Origin of the sequence: Aureimonas sp. AU4 (genome assembly GCF_001463765.1) — a bacterium.
Classification (GTDB): domain Bacteria; phylum Pseudomonadota; class Alphaproteobacteria; order Rhizobiales; family Rhizobiaceae; genus Aureimonas.
Genome location: NZ_BBWK01000071.1, coordinates 38,449 through 51,782, shown reverse-complemented (window position 1 = coordinate 51,782; position 13,334 = coordinate 38,449). Strand labels below are relative to the sequence as shown.

Sequence of the window (13,334 nt, the reverse complement as noted above, 5' to 3'; positions counted from 1 at the left end):
GGCGGTCATCTCCTCCATGGCGGCCGAGGCTTCCTCCGAGGCCGCCGCCTGCTGCGTGGCGCCGGCCGAAAGGCGAACGGCGGTCTCGGCCGAGCGCGAGGAACCCGTGGCGACGCGCGCGGAGGAAACGCGCACCCCGTGCACGATCCGGCGGAACTCGCCGGTCATCGCGTTCACGGCACGCTGGAGGTCGGCGATCTCGTCGCTCCCGCGCACCTCGCCGATGTCGCTGAGGTCGCCGCCCGCGATGCGGCCGACGGTCTCGCGCAGCGATTTGAGCGGACGCAGCATCCAGCCGGATGCCAGAAGGGCGAGCGTCGCGACGACGAACAGCACCACGAGGTTCGTGATCGCCATCTGCACGACGAGCGTGTCGACGGCGGTGAGATAGGTGCTCTCCGGCATGCCGACGAAGAGGACGCCGATCGTGCGGTTGGCCGCGTCCTTGATCGGGTCGTAGGCGACGAGATGGCGCTGGCCGAGAATGTCGGCCTCGCCGCGATAAGGCTGCCCCTTGGCGAGAACCGCGTCGAGAACGGCGGGCGCGGTCAGCTTGGTGCCCACCGCCCGCGAGCCGTCCGGCTTCAGGACGTTGGTGGCGATGCGCGTGCCGTCGGCAAAGATCGTCGCGACGCCGCCGACCAGTTCCTTGATGCGGTCCACCGGCTCGGCGAAGTCGTTGAGCTTGCGAACGCCCAGGCTCAGCGTGCCGTCCACGAGGCGGAACTGGTTGCCGTACTTGCCCATCACCTCCCAGGCGGTGCGCATGTTGGCGTCCTGCTGCGCCATGCCCTTCTCGAGCGCGTCGGCGCGCATGGTCTGGCGGACCTGCCAGAGATTGACGGCCGAAAGGGCGACCAGACTGAACAGCGCCAGAAGCGTGATCTTGAGACGGAGCGACAGGCGCGGGCGCGGGAGCATGGCGTAAATCCCCTGGAGAACACGGCCGCAACTCGGGTCGTCGAAGCCGGCGGGCCGTTCGACCCGCGGGCGAAGTTTCGCCGTGCCGCCCTTGCTGATTGGTTCAGCCGGTTCCCTCGACGGGGGCGATTCGTCGGGAATGGTGAGTCCACCGTAAATCCGCGCGATCGCTTGGCGCCCGGGCCGGCGCGTCGTATGGAGCCCCGCATGGCGGTTGATGCCGCTTCTCCATGCGCCCGGATGGCCCGATGACAGATCCCTCCGCCGCCGAGGCGGCGCTGCGCCAGCGTCTCGTCGCGATCGAGACCTACCGGACCTATGTCGACGGGGAGCCCTTCGTGTCGGACTGGCTGACCGTCGACCAGCCGATGATCGACATGTTCGCAAGCGCCACGCGCGACCACCAGTTCATCCATGTCGACCCCGAGCGCGCCCGCGCGGAGACGCCCTTCGGCGGCACGATCGCGCACGGCTTCCTGACGCTCTCGCTCCTGTCGCCGCTCGCCTTCGACGCGCTGCCGGGCGTGGAGCGCACGCGCATGGGCATCAACTACGGCTTCGAGGAGGTTCGCTTCCTCACCCCCGTGCGCTCGGGGGCGCGCGTGCGGGGACGCTTCACGCTGCGGGGCATCACGGAGCGCGCCGTCAGCCTCCAGTCGAGCTGGGAGGCGGCGGTCGAGATCGAGGGCGCGCCCAAGCCGGCGCTCACCGCGCGCTGGATCACGCTCGCCGTGCTCGAGCCGCCCGCCGCCTGAAAGAAGGACAAGCCGACGCCCATGACCGACACCGCCGCGCCCGCCTGGCCCCGAGCCGTCCTCTTCGACCTCGACGGCACGCTGATCGACTCGCTGCCCGACATCCACGCCGCGCTGAACGAGACGCTGGCGAGCCTCGGCGAGCCGCCCTTCACACCCGAGGCCGTCGCGCGCATGGTGGGCGGGGGCGTCGAGGTGCTGATCCGCCGGGCCTTCGAGGCGCTGGACAAGGAGATCGACCCCGCCAGCGCCGGCAAGATCGCCGAGCGCTACCTCGCGATCTACTCAGCCCGCTCGACCGAGCTGACGACGCTCAACGCGGGGGCGAGCCTGACGGTGCGCGAACTCCAGGCGAGAGGGGTGCGGCTCGGCGTCGTCACCAACAAGCCGGAGGCCGAGACGCACGCCGTGCTCAGCCATTTCGGCCTGGACGGTCTGATGGACGTGGTGGTGGGCGGCGACGCCGGCCCGCGCAAGAAGCCCGAGCCCGATCTCCTGATCCTCGCCTGCACCCGGCTCGGTATGGAGCCGGGGGAGGCGCTGTTCGTGGGCGACTCAGAGAACGACGTCGAGGCGGCGCTTGCCGCTGCCATGCCGGTGGTGGCGGTGCGCGGCGGTTACTCGCGCGTGCCGGTCGACGCCATGGGCGCAGGCCACGTGATCGATCGCCTCGACCAGATCGGCGAGGCGATCGACGCATTGATGCCGGCGCGCTGAGGCCGGCGCCTCAGATCTCCTCGAAGTCGCCGCCGCCGGCGTCGTAGTCGTCGTAGGAGGCGTCCTGGACCCCGCCGTCCTCGTAGGCGGCACGGTCGTAGTCGCCGCCCGAATCCACGGCCGGCTCGGCGCCCTCGTTGTTCACCGTCTCGTTGACGGTCTCGTTGGTGATGTTCTCGGTCACCTGCTCGCCCCCGAACGGATGGCCGCCCGTGAAGAGGTTGCCGAGCATGGAGCCGAGCATCACGCCGCCCGCGACGCCGACGGCGGTCTGAGCGGCACCCGCCAGGAAGCCGCCGCCGCCACGCCCGCCCATCATGTCGCCGCCCATCGGGGCGCCGTATCCGCCGGGCGCCCCTCCGTAGGGCGCGGCCTGCTGCGCTCCGCCCCAGGGTCCGCCGCGCGGCGGCTGCCCGTAGCCGCCGCCCTGCGCGTAGCCGGGCTGCTGGTCGATGCCGCCTTGCGGCGGCCGTGCGGGCTCGCGCGACGAGGAGCCGCCGCCGAACAGGCCGCCGAGGAAGCCGCCCGGCGAGCCGGAGGGGCGCTCGCGCACCTGCGCTTCCAGCTGCTCGATGCGGGCGTTGGCGGCCTTCAGCGCCTCCTCCTGCACGATCATGGTCTGGGCCATGTAGTAGGGCGCGGCCGGCTGGGACTCGACGGCCCGGCGGATGAACTGCTCCGCCTCGGGATCGCGCGGGGGCGCACTGCGCTCGGCCTCGCCCAGGCGGCCGAACAGGCCGCGGATCATCTGCTGTTCGTTGGAGTCCATGACGGTTCCTTCCAGGACCTTCGCGTTGCCGTGCGCCGGCCGGAAGCTTGTGGCCTCGATTCCGGCGCGCCGTCCGGAGATGTGCGACCTCGGGTCGCCCCGTTCCAGCGGCGCGCCTTCGAAATCATCGTGAGGCCTCCCGCGTTCCCGCTCACGCGTGCGTGAGGGCGTCCATCAGTACTGGATCTTGCGCGGAACGTAGCCGCCGCGCCGCAGGATCGAGGCGATCGCGACCTGGTCGCGCAACGGCTTGGCGAGGATCGGAAGCACCAGGCGCTCGAAGATGTCGCGCTGGCGCGCGTCGAGAGCACCCTGGCCTTTGAGGGCGACAAGGCGGGCGACGTCGAGCTCGGGGGAGTTGGGCTTCAGGAGATCGGCCTCGATCACTTCGCCGATCAGGGCGCTGATCTCGGGATCCACAGGGGCAGTCATCGTCTCGGTGGCTTTCGGGTCTTCGCGGCGCGTGAGTTAGCGGGACAATGGGGCGGTGTCGAGAAGGGCGGGCGGGGAGGTGCGTCACTTATCCGGTCGCGGGATCGCATCGGCGCGACGCGCGTTTCACGAGCCCTTGAGAGACGATCCCGAAAAGGTTTCCCGCCCCATGTCCCAGACCGCGCTCAGCGACAAGGCCCTGTCGATCCTCACCTTCGCCGCCTACCACTCGCTCGTCAGCGGCGAGACCGTGACGCGCGTCGTGCTGGACGACGGCAAGGGCCACAAGGCCGACAGCCAGGGCGTGAGCGAGATGGAAGAGGCCGGTCTCCTGTCGCCCGACGGCGAGCGCGGCACGCTCACCGACGAGGGACTGGAGGCGCTGGGCAAGGTGATCGAGGCGATCCGCTCGGCCGCGCGCTGACGGATCGGAGCGGATCACCCCGCCAGGGCGGCGGTGATCCGGTCGGGGCGCAGCGGCAGGTCGCGGATGCGCGCGCCGCAGGCGTCCGCCACAGCGTTCGCGATCGCGGCGGCGGCCGGCCCCTGCGAGGCCTCGCCGGTTCCCAGGAACGGCTCGCCCGGCCGCTCCAGCACATGCACCGCGATCGAGCGCGGCGCCTGGCCGAATCGCAGGATCGGGTAGGTGGCCCAGTCCCGCGAGGCGAGCCCGCTCTCGCCGAAGCGGACCGACTCGAACAAGGTCCAGCTCGCCGACTGGACGATGCCGCCCTCGATCTGGTTGCGGATACCGTCCGGGTTCACCGGCTGGCCGGAATCCACCGCCGCCACGACCCGGCCGATCCGCACCACGCCGGTGTCGCGCTCGACCTCGACCTCCAACGCCACCGCGCAATAGGCTTCGAGCAGCTTGTAGCGCGCATAGGCGAAGCCGCGCCCCTTGGAAGGAGCGTCCGCCCGCCAGTCCGCCCAGCCGAACTCGGCCGCGGCCCGCTCCACCACGGCGCGCGCGCGCGGGTCGTCGAGATGGGCGAGGCGGAAGGCGACGGGATCGACCTTCGCCCGCAGCGCCAGCTCGTCCATGAAGCTCTCGGTCGAGAACACGTTGTGGAAGGCGCCGAGACCGCGCATCGCCGAGACGCGCAGCGGCATCTGCGGCACGAAATGCTTGACCACATGCATGTGGGGCACGGCGTAGCCGGGAATGGCGTTGCGGTCGCCGCCGCCCGTCGGTTGCGGGATGTTGGCCGGCGGCTCGGGCTCGCGCGGCGGCTCCATCAGCATGCCGGCCAGAAGGTTGCCGGCCCGGCCGGGGCGCGTGGAATGGGGCGTCGACCAGACGTCGTAGCGCCATTGCGTGATCCGGCCCTCGCCCGAAAGCCGCGCGCCGGCCTGGGTCACCATGGCCGAGCCGTAGGGCTCGAAGACGTGTTCGTCCTCGCGCATCCACTGCACGCGCACCGGCCGGCCGGGCAGGCGCGTCGCGATCAGCGCGGCGTCGCCGCCCGCGTCGTCCGCCCCGTTGTGCCCGTAGCAGCCCGAGCCTTCCTGATGAATGACGCGCACGCGCGCCGGGTCGAGGCCGACGAGCTCGGCGATGGCGTCGCGGTCGGGCGAGACGCCCTGCGTGTGGCTCCAGACGGTGAGCGAGCCGTTCTCCAGATGGGCGACGGCGCAGGAGGGGCCGATCGAGCCGTGCATCTGGTAGGGGCGGCGGAAGGTCGCCGCGATCCATTCGCCCTCCGGCGGCGTGGGACCGGTCTGGTCGCGGATTACCGAGACGTCGGCATCGGCTTGGCGCAGCCAGTCGTGGACGCCGCCGGGATCGGGAAGGCGCGGCGGCTCGCTCCAGCGCGCGTCGCGCATGAGCTGCTCGCGCCCGCGGATCGCCTCGTATTCGCCGCGCGCGACGACCGCCAGGAACGAGCCCTCGCGGATCACGGCCTCGATCCCCGGCAGCGCTTGCGTCGCGGCGGTGTCGACGCCGAGGAGGCGGCATCCCGGCTCCGGCGGGCGCACGAGGCGCGCGTGCAGCATGCCGGGCAGGCGCAGGTCCTGCACGTAGCTGGCGACGCCGGTGAGCTTGGCCGGCAGGTCGCGGCGCGGAATGCTTCGGCCCATCACGCGGAAGGCGGTGGGCTCGGTGAGCCGGGACCGGGGCGCCGCGTCGCTTGCCGTGTCCGCCTCGCCCGCGACCTCGCCATAACCGAGGCTCCGCCCGTCGGGCGCGAGCACGCGTCCGTTCTCGGCCCGAAGCGTGCCGGCGTCGAGCCCGAGGCGGCGCGCGGCGGCCGCCACCAGGAGCTCGCGCACCTGCGCGCCGGCATGGCGGATCGCGGTGCCGCTTTCCGTCATGGAATGGCTGCCTGCCGTATAGCCCTCGTCGGGCGTCAGGCCCGTGTCGGCGGTCTGGAGCGTGACGCTCGCGGGATCGGCGCGCAGCTCCTCCACCGCCACCTGCCAGAGCGCCGTGCGGATGCCCTGGCCGAGTTCGGCCTTGCCGGTGAAGACCGTGATCCGCCCGTCCGCCTCCACCTTGATCCAGCTGTCGAGGCGCGGGGTTTTGCTCAGGCTTCCCGGCAGGTCGCCGCCCGCCGCCTGGCCCTCGCCGCCGAGGCTCTCCTGCGCGCCCGCCCGGCGGGGCGCGATCGCGAAGGCGAAGAGGAGGGTGCCGCCCTTCAGGACCTCGCGGCGGCGCATCACGGCGTCTCCTCCAGGGCTGCGGTGCGCTCCGGGCGGCCGGCGGCGCGGCGGGCCGCACGCAGGATACGCTCGTGCGTGCCGCATCGGCACAGGTGAGGCTCCAGCGCCTCCCGGATCGCGGTCTCGCCCGGCGCGGGGTCGGCGCGCAACAGCGCCTCCACCGCCACGATCATGCCGGGAATGCAGTAGCCGCACTGGGCGGCCTGCTCCTCCAGGAAGGCCGCCTGGACGCGGCCGGGCGCCTCCGCCGTGCCGAGACCTTCGAGGGTCGTGACGTTGCGTCCCGCGATCGCGGCGATCGGCAGGAGGCAGGAAAAGACGCGGCGTCCCTCGACGAGCACGGCGCAGGAGCCGCACTGGCCGACGCCGCAGCCGTATTTCGCGCCGTTCAGCTCCAGCTCTCCGCGCAAGAAGTAGAGAAGCGGCATGGCCGGGTCCGCCTCGGTCTCGTGCGTGCGGCCGTTGACGGTGATGCGCAGCATGGGACGCTCCTTCTACGGCGCGCTGGCGCGGCGGGCCGCGCGCACGGCCTCGGCCGTGTCGGGAAAGGGCGGCAGGCCGGAATAGCGCGCCCGGACATAGGCGACGAGCGCTTCCGCCTGATCGTTGGTCAGGGCCGCCGCAAAGCCCGGCATATGGCTTCCGGCAGAGCCTGCCGCCGGCTGCCGGCCGTGGAAGAGGAAGTTGACAAGGTTGGTGGCGTCCTCGGCCTGGACCGCCGTGCTCCTGTCGAGCGTGACGCCCCGCGCGCCTCCGCTCGCCGCGCCGTCATGGCAGAACAGACAGGCGCCCTCGAAGAGCGCGATGGTGGCGGGGTCCGCGGCAGGATCTGCCAAGGGCGGCGGGAGCGCGGGACGCGGCTGCAGGACCGTCATCAGGTAGGCGGCCACGGCGCGCGCGTCCTCGCTCGGGGTGCGCGCGAGATTGACGCCGACCGGCTGCATCGGGCCCGCTCCCGCGCCGTGGTCGGGGTCGAACCCGTCGCTGAGGTAGGTCTCGAGCGAGGCTTGCGTCCAGGGCACCGCCGCCGCCGCCTCGCCGGCGATGGCCGGCGCCGTCCAGCCGGCCGAGACGCCGCCGCGAAGCGCCGCGTCGCGGCGCTCGGCCTGGATCAGGTTGCGCGGCGTGTGGCAGGCGCCGCAATGGCCGAGCCCCTCCACGAGGTAGCGGCCGTAGTCGACCTCGGCATCGGCGGCGGCGTCCGGCTCGAAACGCCCCTCGCGGAAGGCGAGGAGCTTCCAGCCGGCGAGCAGCGGGCGGAAACGCAAGGGGAAAGGCAGATCGTTCGCACGCGCCGCCTCGCGCACGGGCTCGCGCGTCATCAGGAAGGCGTAGAGCGCGGCGACGTCGCCGTCGGAGATCTTCGTGAAATGGTCGTAGGGGAAGGCGGGATAAAGGTGTCGCCCCTCGCGGTCGATGCCCTCTCGCATGGAGCGGTCGAACGCCTCGAGGCTCCATGCGCCGATGCCGGTCTCGGGCTCGGGCGTGATGTTGGTGCCGTAGATCGTGCCGAACGGCGTCTCGACGCCGTAGCCGCCGCTATAGGGCCGCCCGCCCTCCGCCGTGTGGCAGACGTTGCAGTTTCCCAGAAGCGCCAAGCGCTGCCCTCGCTCGATGGCGACCGGCGAGAAGCTCACGCGGGCGGGCGGCGCGATCGCCTCGATCTCGCGCGGCGAAAGCGCGTAGGCGAGGAAGCCGGCGACGAGGACAAGGGGAACGAGGATCGCGGCGAGGAGGAAACGCATGAAAGGCCGAACTAGAACTCTTGATCAGGCAACATGCCCTTTTGCAGCGGGAACGCCAGGGGAGCGCGGCTGCGACGGTTTCGGCCGCCGCCGGCTGCATAGTTCAAGGCATGATTAAAAAACGTTCAACCCGCTTTCGTGCTGAGCGTTTTCCGCCCGTTCTTTGCGTTCGAACCCTTTGCCAGCGCGGGTTTTCGAAACTGGCACGGAGCTTGCCATGACGGGAATGTGACGCCGTCAGGGGGACGGCCGAGCCTGCAGGGGAAACTCGTTCATGACAGCTGCCTCCCGGTTCCTTTCCGTGCTCGCCGCGTTCGGCATCGCCGGCGCCGCCGGTTCGGCCGCCTTCGCGCAAGCCGCGCCGCCGACCGGCGAGCCCATCAAGGTCGGCATCCTCCACTCGCTGTCGGGCACGATGGCGATCTCGGAGACGACCCTGAAGGACGCCATGCTCATGCTCATCGACGAGCAGAACAAGAAGGGCGGCCTCCTCGGCCGGCCGCTGGAGGCCGTGGTGGTGGACCCCGCTTCCGACTGGCCGCTCTTCGCCGAGCGTGCGCGCGGCCTCATCGCGCAGGACAAGGTCGCCGCCGTCTTCGGCTGCTGGACCTCCGTGTCGCGCAAGTCCGTGCTCCCGGTCTTCAAGGAGCTGAACTCGATCCTCTTCTACCCCGTGCAGTACGAGGGAGAGGAGTCCGAGCGCAACGTCTTCTACACCGGCGCCGCGCCCAACCAGCAGGCCATTCCCGCCGTCGACTACCTGATGAACGAGGGCGTCGAGCGCTGGGTGCTGGAGGGAACGGACTACGTCTACCCCCGCACAACCAACAAGATCCTCGAGGCCTACCTCAAGTCCAAGGGCGTCGCCGCCGAGGACATCAAGATCAACTACACGCCCTTCGGCTTCTCCGACTGGCAGACCGAGGTCGCCGCGATCAAGGAGTTCGGCTCGGGCGGCAAGAAGACGGCCGTGGTCTCCACCGTGAACGGCGACGCCAACGTGCCGTTCTACAAGGAGCTCGCCAACCAGGGCGTCTCGGCCGGCGACATCCCGGTCATGGCCTTTTCGGTGGGCGAGGAGGAGCTGGCCGGCATCGACACCGGGCCGCTCGTCGGGCACCTGGCCGCCTGGAACTACTTCCAGAGCGTCGACACGCCCGAGAACGCCGAGTTCATCAAGGCTTGGCACGCGTTCACCAAGAACGACAAGCGCGTCACCAACGACCCGATGGAAGCCCACTACATCGGCTTCAACATGTGGGTGAAGGCGGTGGAAGCCGCCGGCACGACCGACACCGACAAGGTGGTCGACGCCATGGTCGGCGTCGCGGTGCCGAACCTCACCGGCGGCGTCTCCTCGATGGGCCCCAACCACCACATCACCAAGCCCGTGCTGATCGGCGAGATCCAGGGCGACGGCCAGTTCGAGGTGGTCGACGAGACCCCCGGCCTCGTGCTCGGCGACGAGTGGTCCGATTATCTGCCGGAGTCGAAGCCCCTCATCTCCGACTGGCGCAAGCCGATGAACTGCGGAAACTTCAACACCGAAACCGGCAAGTGCGGCGGCGCGGGCCAGCAGGCCGCCGCGAACTGACGCTCGTCCCCGAAGCCGGCCGCTCTCCCGGGCCGGCTTCAAGGAGCCGGGACGGCACCTTCGCCGCCGTCCCGGCGACCCCTTCCTTCCGAGGATCCGACGCCCATGGCCCGACCGTTCGAACGGTTCGCCCTTCTCCTGTCGCTCGCGCTCGTCGCGGGTTTCCTCCTCGCAGGCCTCGCGCCGCGGCCGGCCGGGGCGCAGGAGCCGGTATCGGTGGCGTCGCTGATCCAGTCGCTGGGCGGCAAGCGCTCATTCGACGAGACCGAGGCGAGCGTGCGCGCGATCGGCGCGCTGGGCGATCCGTCCGCCGAGCCGGCGCTGCGGGCGCTGGCCGACGGCAACCTCTTCTACGGCAAGGCCGACGGTCGGGTCGTGATCGGATCCGCGCAGGGAGCCGAGATCGCGGCCGCCGATCCCGTGACCGGCGAGGCGCTCGGCGTCCTTCCGAAGGCGGCGCTGGAAAAGGTGCGCGTCAAGAATTCGATCCGCACGCTCGTTGCCGAGGCTCTCGGCGCGCTGACGCTCGGATCGAGCGACCCCGCGCAGCGGCTCAGCGCCGCGCGCGGCCTGTTCGAGCGCGCGGCGCCCGGCGACGCCGCGACGCTCAACGCCGCGCTGTCGCGCGAGAGCGAGGCCGGCGTGCGCGCCGCGCTGGAGGAGGCGCGCGCCGTCGCCACCTTGCGCGATCCCGCCGCCAGCGCTTCCTCCCGCCTCGAGGCCGTCGCGACCGTCGAGCGTCGGGCCGATCGCCCGGCCCTTAACGTCCTGTCCGCGCTCGAGGGCGACCGAGACCCGGCCGTGGCGACGGCGGCCGGACGGGCGGCGGATGCGATCCGCGCCGAGATCGCCTTCTGGGCGCAGCTCCAGAACGTCTGGTACGGCCTGTCGCTCGGCTCGGTCCTGCTTCTGGCCGCGATCGGCCTTGCGATCACCTTCGGCGTCATGGGCGTCATCAACATGGCGCATGGCGAGATGGTGATGATCGGCGCCTACACGACCTTCGTCGTGCAGCAGGCGCTGCGCGCCAGCGCGCCCTCTTTGAGCGACTGGTCGCTGGCGATCGCCCTGCCGCTCGCCTTTCTCGCGGCGGGCCTCGTCGGCTTCCTGATGGAGCGCTGCCTCATCCGCTTTCTCTACGGACGCCCGCTGGAAACGCTGCTCGCCACCTTCGGCGTCTCGCTCATGCTCCAGCAACTCGTGCGCACGATCTTCGGGCCGACCAACCGCGAGGTCGCCAACCCCTCCTGGATGTCGGGCTCCTTCGAGGTCGGGCTGATGGCGGTGACGTGGAACCGGCTCTGGATCATCGTCTTTGCCGTCGTGGTCTTCGCCGCGCTTCTGGTCGCGCTGAACCGCACGGCGGCCGGCCTCAAGATGCGCGCGGTCACCCAGAACCGGCGCATGGCGGCCGCCATGGGCATCCGCACCCCCATGGTGGACGCGCTGACCTTCGCGCTCGGCTCCGGCATCGCCGGCATGGCGGGCGTGGCGCTCAGCCAGATCGACAACGTGTCGCCGGACCTCGGCCAGGGCTACATCATCGACAGCTTCATGGTGGTCGTCTTCGGCGGGGTGGGCAACCTTTGGGGGACCCTCGTCGGCGCCGTCACGCTCGGCGTCCTCAACAAGTTCCTGGAGCCCTATGCCGGCGCCGTGCTCGGCAAGGTGGCCGTCCTCGTCCTCATCATCCTCTTCATCCAGAAGCGGCCGCGCGGTCTCTTCGCCCTCAAGGGACGCTTCGTCGACGCATGATCGCCGCTCGCCTCGGACATCGCGCGATCTGGCTGGCGGTCGCGCTCCTCCTCGCCGCCATCCTGGTTCCCGCGCTGAACCTCCTCGTCTCCGCAGGGGGCGCCTTCCACGTGCCGGACCATCTCGTGCCGCTCCTCGGCAAGTACCTCGCCTACGCGATGCTCGCCCTCGCGCTCGACCTCGTCTGGGGCTATTGCGGCATCCTCTCGCTCGGCCACGGCGCCTTCTTCGCGATCGGCGGCTATGCGATGGGCATGTACCTCATGCGCCAGATCGGCAGCCGGGGCGTCTACGGCCATCCCGTCCTGCCGGACTTCATGGTCTTCCTGCAGTATCGCGAGCTGCCCTGGTTCTGGCTGGGCTTCGACAGCTTTCCCTTCGCCATGCTGATCGCGTTCTTCGCGCCCGCGCTTCTCGCCTTCCTGTTCGGCTTCCTCGCCTTCCGCTCGCGCGTCACCGGCGTCTACCTCTCGATCATCACGCAGGCGCTCACCTACGCGCTGATGCTGGCCTTCTTCCGGAACGACATGGGGTTCGGCGGCAATAACGGCCTCACCGACTTCAAGGACATCCGCGGCTATCCCGTGCAGGCCGGCACGACGCGAGCGGCGCTGTTCGCGGCCACCGCGTTGCTCCTCGCGCTCTCGGTGCTGCTCGTCGGGTGGATCACCCGCTCCAAGCTCGGCCTTCTCATGGTGGCCGTACGCGACGCCGAGAGCCGCACGCGCTTCCTCGGCTGGCGACCGGAATACGTGAAGCTCTTCGCCTTCACGCTCTCGGCCATGATCGCAGGCGTCGCCGGCGCGCTCTACGTGCCGCAGGTCGGCATCATCAATCCCGGCGAGTTCGCGCCGCTCAACTCGATCGAGCTCGTGGTCTGGGCCGCGGTCGGCGGGCGCGGCACGATCCTCGGGCCGGTGGTCGGGGCCGTGCTCGTCAACGGGGCGAAAAGCGTCTTCACGGCCGCCGCGCCCGAGTTCTGGCTCTTCATCCTCGGCGGCCTCTTCGTCGGCGTCACGCTCTTCCTGCCGCGCGGGATCGTCGGCACGATCGACCATAACTGGCGGGCGCTGCGGGCGCGGCGTCGCTCGGCCGAGGCCGAGCGTGGCGTCGCCGTGCCGCTCGCGAACCCGGCGGAGTAGGGCGCATGGACAGCTTCGAAGCGCCCGGGCGCCCGCGCGTCTCGCCTCACCCCTACGCCACGCAGCGCGCGCTGGATGCCGCGAACCTCGGTCCCCGCGGCGGCGACACGCTTCTCTATCTCGATGGGGTCAACAAGAGCTTCGACGGCTTCCGGGCGATCAACGACCTGTCGCTGGTCGTCGCGCGCGGCGAGATGCGCGCGATCATCGGCCCGAACGGCGCCGGCAAGACCACGATGATGGACATCGTCACCGGCAAGACGCGGCCCGATTCCGGCGCCGTCTTCTTTCGCGGCGACATCGACCTGACGCGCCACGACGAGGCCGCGATCGCGCGGCTCGGCATCGGCCGCAAGTTCCAGAAGCCGACCGTCTTCGAGAGCCATATGGTGGAGGACAACCTGCGCCTTGCTCTCTCAGGCGCACGCGGCGTCTTTCGCGCGCTATTCGACCCGTTCGCGCCGTCCGAGCGCCGGCGCATCGACGAGGTCTTCGCGCTGACGCGGCTCGGCGACCATCGCGCGCGCCTCGCCGCCGACCTCAGCCACGGGCAGAAGCAGTGGCTGGAGATCGGCATGCTGATCGCGCAGGACCCCGAACTGCTTCTCGTCGACGAGCCGGTGGCCGGCATGACCGACGCCGAGACCGAGGAAACGGCGCTCCTGCTCAAGGAGATCGCCCGGACGCGCTCGGTGATCGTGGTCGAGCATGACATGCACTTCGTGCGCGCGCTCGGCGTGAAGGTCACTTGCCTGCACGAGGGCCACGTCCTGGCGGAGGGGCCGCTCGATCAGGTCTCGGCCGATCCGCGCGTCGTCGAAGTGTATCTGGGGCGCTGAA

13 protein-coding genes are annotated in these 13,334 nt (G+C 70.8%); 7 read left to right on the top strand and 6 right to left on the bottom strand.

Annotated features, from left to right (window positions below; genetic code table 11):
- Positions 1–921: methyl-accepting chemotaxis protein (locus AUL35_RS18700; protein ID WP_156418071.1), on the bottom strand; the 921-nt coding region annotated here is incomplete at its 3' end.
- Between the two features lie 248 nt (positions 922–1,169).
- Between AUL35_RS18700 and AUL35_RS18695 the strand changes: the two genes are divergently transcribed.
- Positions 1,170–1,676: a MaoC family dehydratase gene (locus AUL35_RS18695; RefSeq protein ID WP_062017652.1), complete on the top strand. Its 507-nt coding sequence runs from the start codon at positions 1,170–1,172 to the stop codon at positions 1,674–1,676.
- Positions 1,677–1,697: 21 nt separating this feature from the next.
- Positions 1,698–2,393 carry a phosphoglycolate phosphatase gene (gene gph / locus AUL35_RS18690; protein WP_062017650.1) on the top strand — a complete coding sequence of 232 codons (696 nt, stop codon included), beginning with the start codon at positions 1,698–1,700 and terminating at the stop codon, positions 2,391–2,393.
- Between the two features lie 10 nt (positions 2,394–2,403).
- Here the strand turns inward: gph and AUL35_RS18685 are convergent, their stop codons facing one another.
- Positions 2,404–3,162, bottom strand: a complete 759-nt coding sequence (locus AUL35_RS18685; protein ID WP_062017649.1) for a DUF2076 domain-containing protein — start codon at positions 3,160–3,162, stop codon at positions 2,404–2,406.
- A gap of 174 nt (positions 3,163–3,336) precedes the next feature.
- Positions 3,337–3,594: a hypothetical protein gene (locus tag AUL35_RS18680; protein WP_156418070.1), complete on the bottom strand. Its 258-nt coding sequence runs from the start codon at positions 3,592–3,594 to the stop codon at positions 3,337–3,339.
- A gap of 169 nt (positions 3,595–3,763) precedes the next feature.
- Between AUL35_RS18680 and AUL35_RS18675 the strand changes: the two genes are divergently transcribed.
- Positions 3,764–4,018, top strand: a complete 255-nt coding sequence (locus AUL35_RS18675; protein ID WP_062017645.1) for a hypothetical protein — start codon at positions 3,764–3,766, stop codon at positions 4,016–4,018.
- A 14-nt stretch (positions 4,019–4,032) separates the two neighbouring features.
- Here AUL35_RS18675 and AUL35_RS18670 read toward each other — a convergent pair whose 3' ends face one another.
- The 3 genes from AUL35_RS18670 to AUL35_RS18660 are packed head-to-tail and all read right to left on the bottom strand — an operon-like array spanning position 4,033 to position 8,003.
- Complete coding sequence (locus AUL35_RS18670) at positions 4,033–6,255, bottom strand: molybdopterin cofactor-binding domain-containing protein (RefSeq protein WP_062017643.1); 2,223 nt, start codon at positions 6,253–6,255, stop codon at positions 4,033–4,035.
- Positions 6,255–6,740 (bottom strand): (2Fe-2S)-binding protein, encoded by a 486-nt coding sequence (locus AUL35_RS18665; protein ID WP_062017641.1) that lies wholly within the window; start codon positions 6,738–6,740, stop codon positions 6,255–6,257. Before AUL35_RS18665 ends, AUL35_RS18670 begins: the two co-directional genes overlap by 1 nt.
- A 12-nt stretch (positions 6,741–6,752) precedes the next feature.
- Positions 6,753–8,003, bottom strand: a complete 1,251-nt coding sequence (locus tag AUL35_RS18660) for a cytochrome c (RefSeq protein ID WP_062017639.1) — start codon at positions 8,001–8,003, stop codon at positions 6,753–6,755.
- A 274-nt stretch (positions 8,004–8,277) separates the two neighbouring features.
- On the opposite strand from AUL35_RS18660, the gene urtA reads away from it, so the two are divergent.
- The 4 genes from urtA (at position 8,278) to urtD (ending at position 13,333) form a co-directional block, all read left to right on the top strand.
- Complete coding sequence (gene urtA / locus AUL35_RS18655; RefSeq protein ID WP_082666451.1) at positions 8,278–9,597, top strand: urea ABC transporter substrate-binding protein; 1,320 nt, start codon at positions 8,278–8,280, stop codon at positions 9,595–9,597.
- 105 nt (positions 9,598–9,702) lie between these two features.
- The gene (gene urtB, locus AUL35_RS18650) at positions 9,703–11,352 is read left to right on the top strand and encodes an urea ABC transporter permease subunit UrtB (protein ID WP_062017637.1); all 1,650 of its coding nucleotides are present in this window, start codon (positions 9,703–9,705) and stop codon (positions 11,350–11,352) included.
- Positions 11,349–12,494, top strand: a complete 1,146-nt coding sequence (gene urtC, locus AUL35_RS18645; protein ID WP_062017635.1) for an urea ABC transporter permease subunit UrtC — start codon at positions 11,349–11,351, stop codon at positions 12,492–12,494. The genes urtB and urtC overlap by 4 nt, the downstream gene beginning before the upstream one ends.
- A gap of 5 nt (positions 12,495–12,499) precedes the next feature.
- Positions 12,500–13,333 carry an urea ABC transporter ATP-binding protein UrtD gene (gene urtD, locus AUL35_RS18640; protein ID WP_082666450.1) on the top strand — a complete coding sequence of 278 codons (834 nt, stop codon included), beginning with the start codon at positions 12,500–12,502 and terminating at the stop codon, positions 13,331–13,333.
- Position 13,334: the final 1 nt, after the last annotated feature.

What these genes read in the sequence shown, in the direction of transcription:
- AUL35_RS18695 (WP_062017652.1), top strand. Translation starts at nt 1,170, where the DNA reads ATGACAGATCCCTCCGCCGCCGAGGCGGCGCTGCGCCAGCGTCTCGTC.
- gph (WP_062017650.1), top strand. Translation starts at nt 1,698, where the DNA reads ATGACCGACACCGCCGCGCCCGCCTGGCCCCGAGCCGTCCTCTTCGAC.
- AUL35_RS18685 (WP_062017649.1), bottom strand. Translation starts at nt 3,162, where the DNA reads ATGGACTCCAACGAACAGCAGATGATCCGCGGCCTGTTCGGCCGCCTG.
- AUL35_RS18680 (WP_156418070.1), bottom strand. Translation starts at nt 3,594, where the DNA reads ATGACTGCCCCTGTGGATCCCGAGATCAGCGCCCTGATCGGCGAAGTG.
- AUL35_RS18675 (WP_062017645.1), top strand. Translation starts at nt 3,764, where the DNA reads ATGTCCCAGACCGCGCTCAGCGACAAGGCCCTGTCGATCCTCACCTTC.
- AUL35_RS18670 (WP_062017643.1), bottom strand. Translation starts at nt 6,255, where the DNA reads ATGCGCCGCCGCGAGGTCCTGAAGGGCGGCACCCTCCTCTTCGCCTTC.
- AUL35_RS18665 (WP_062017641.1), bottom strand. Translation starts at nt 6,740, where the DNA reads ATGCTGCGCATCACCGTCAACGGCCGCACGCACGAGACCGAGGCGGAC.
- AUL35_RS18660 (WP_062017639.1), bottom strand. Translation starts at nt 8,003, where the DNA reads ATGCGTTTCCTCCTCGCCGCGATCCTCGTTCCCCTTGTCCTCGTCGCC.
- urtA (WP_082666451.1), top strand. Translation starts at nt 8,278, where the DNA reads ATGACAGCTGCCTCCCGGTTCCTTTCCGTGCTCGCCGCGTTCGGCATC.
- urtB (WP_062017637.1), top strand. Translation starts at nt 9,703, where the DNA reads ATGGCCCGACCGTTCGAACGGTTCGCCCTTCTCCTGTCGCTCGCGCTC.
- urtC (WP_062017635.1), top strand. Translation starts at nt 11,349, where the DNA reads ATGATCGCCGCTCGCCTCGGACATCGCGCGATCTGGCTGGCGGTCGCG.
- urtD (WP_082666450.1), top strand. Translation starts at nt 12,500, where the DNA reads ATGGACAGCTTCGAAGCGCCCGGGCGCCCGCGCGTCTCGCCTCACCCC.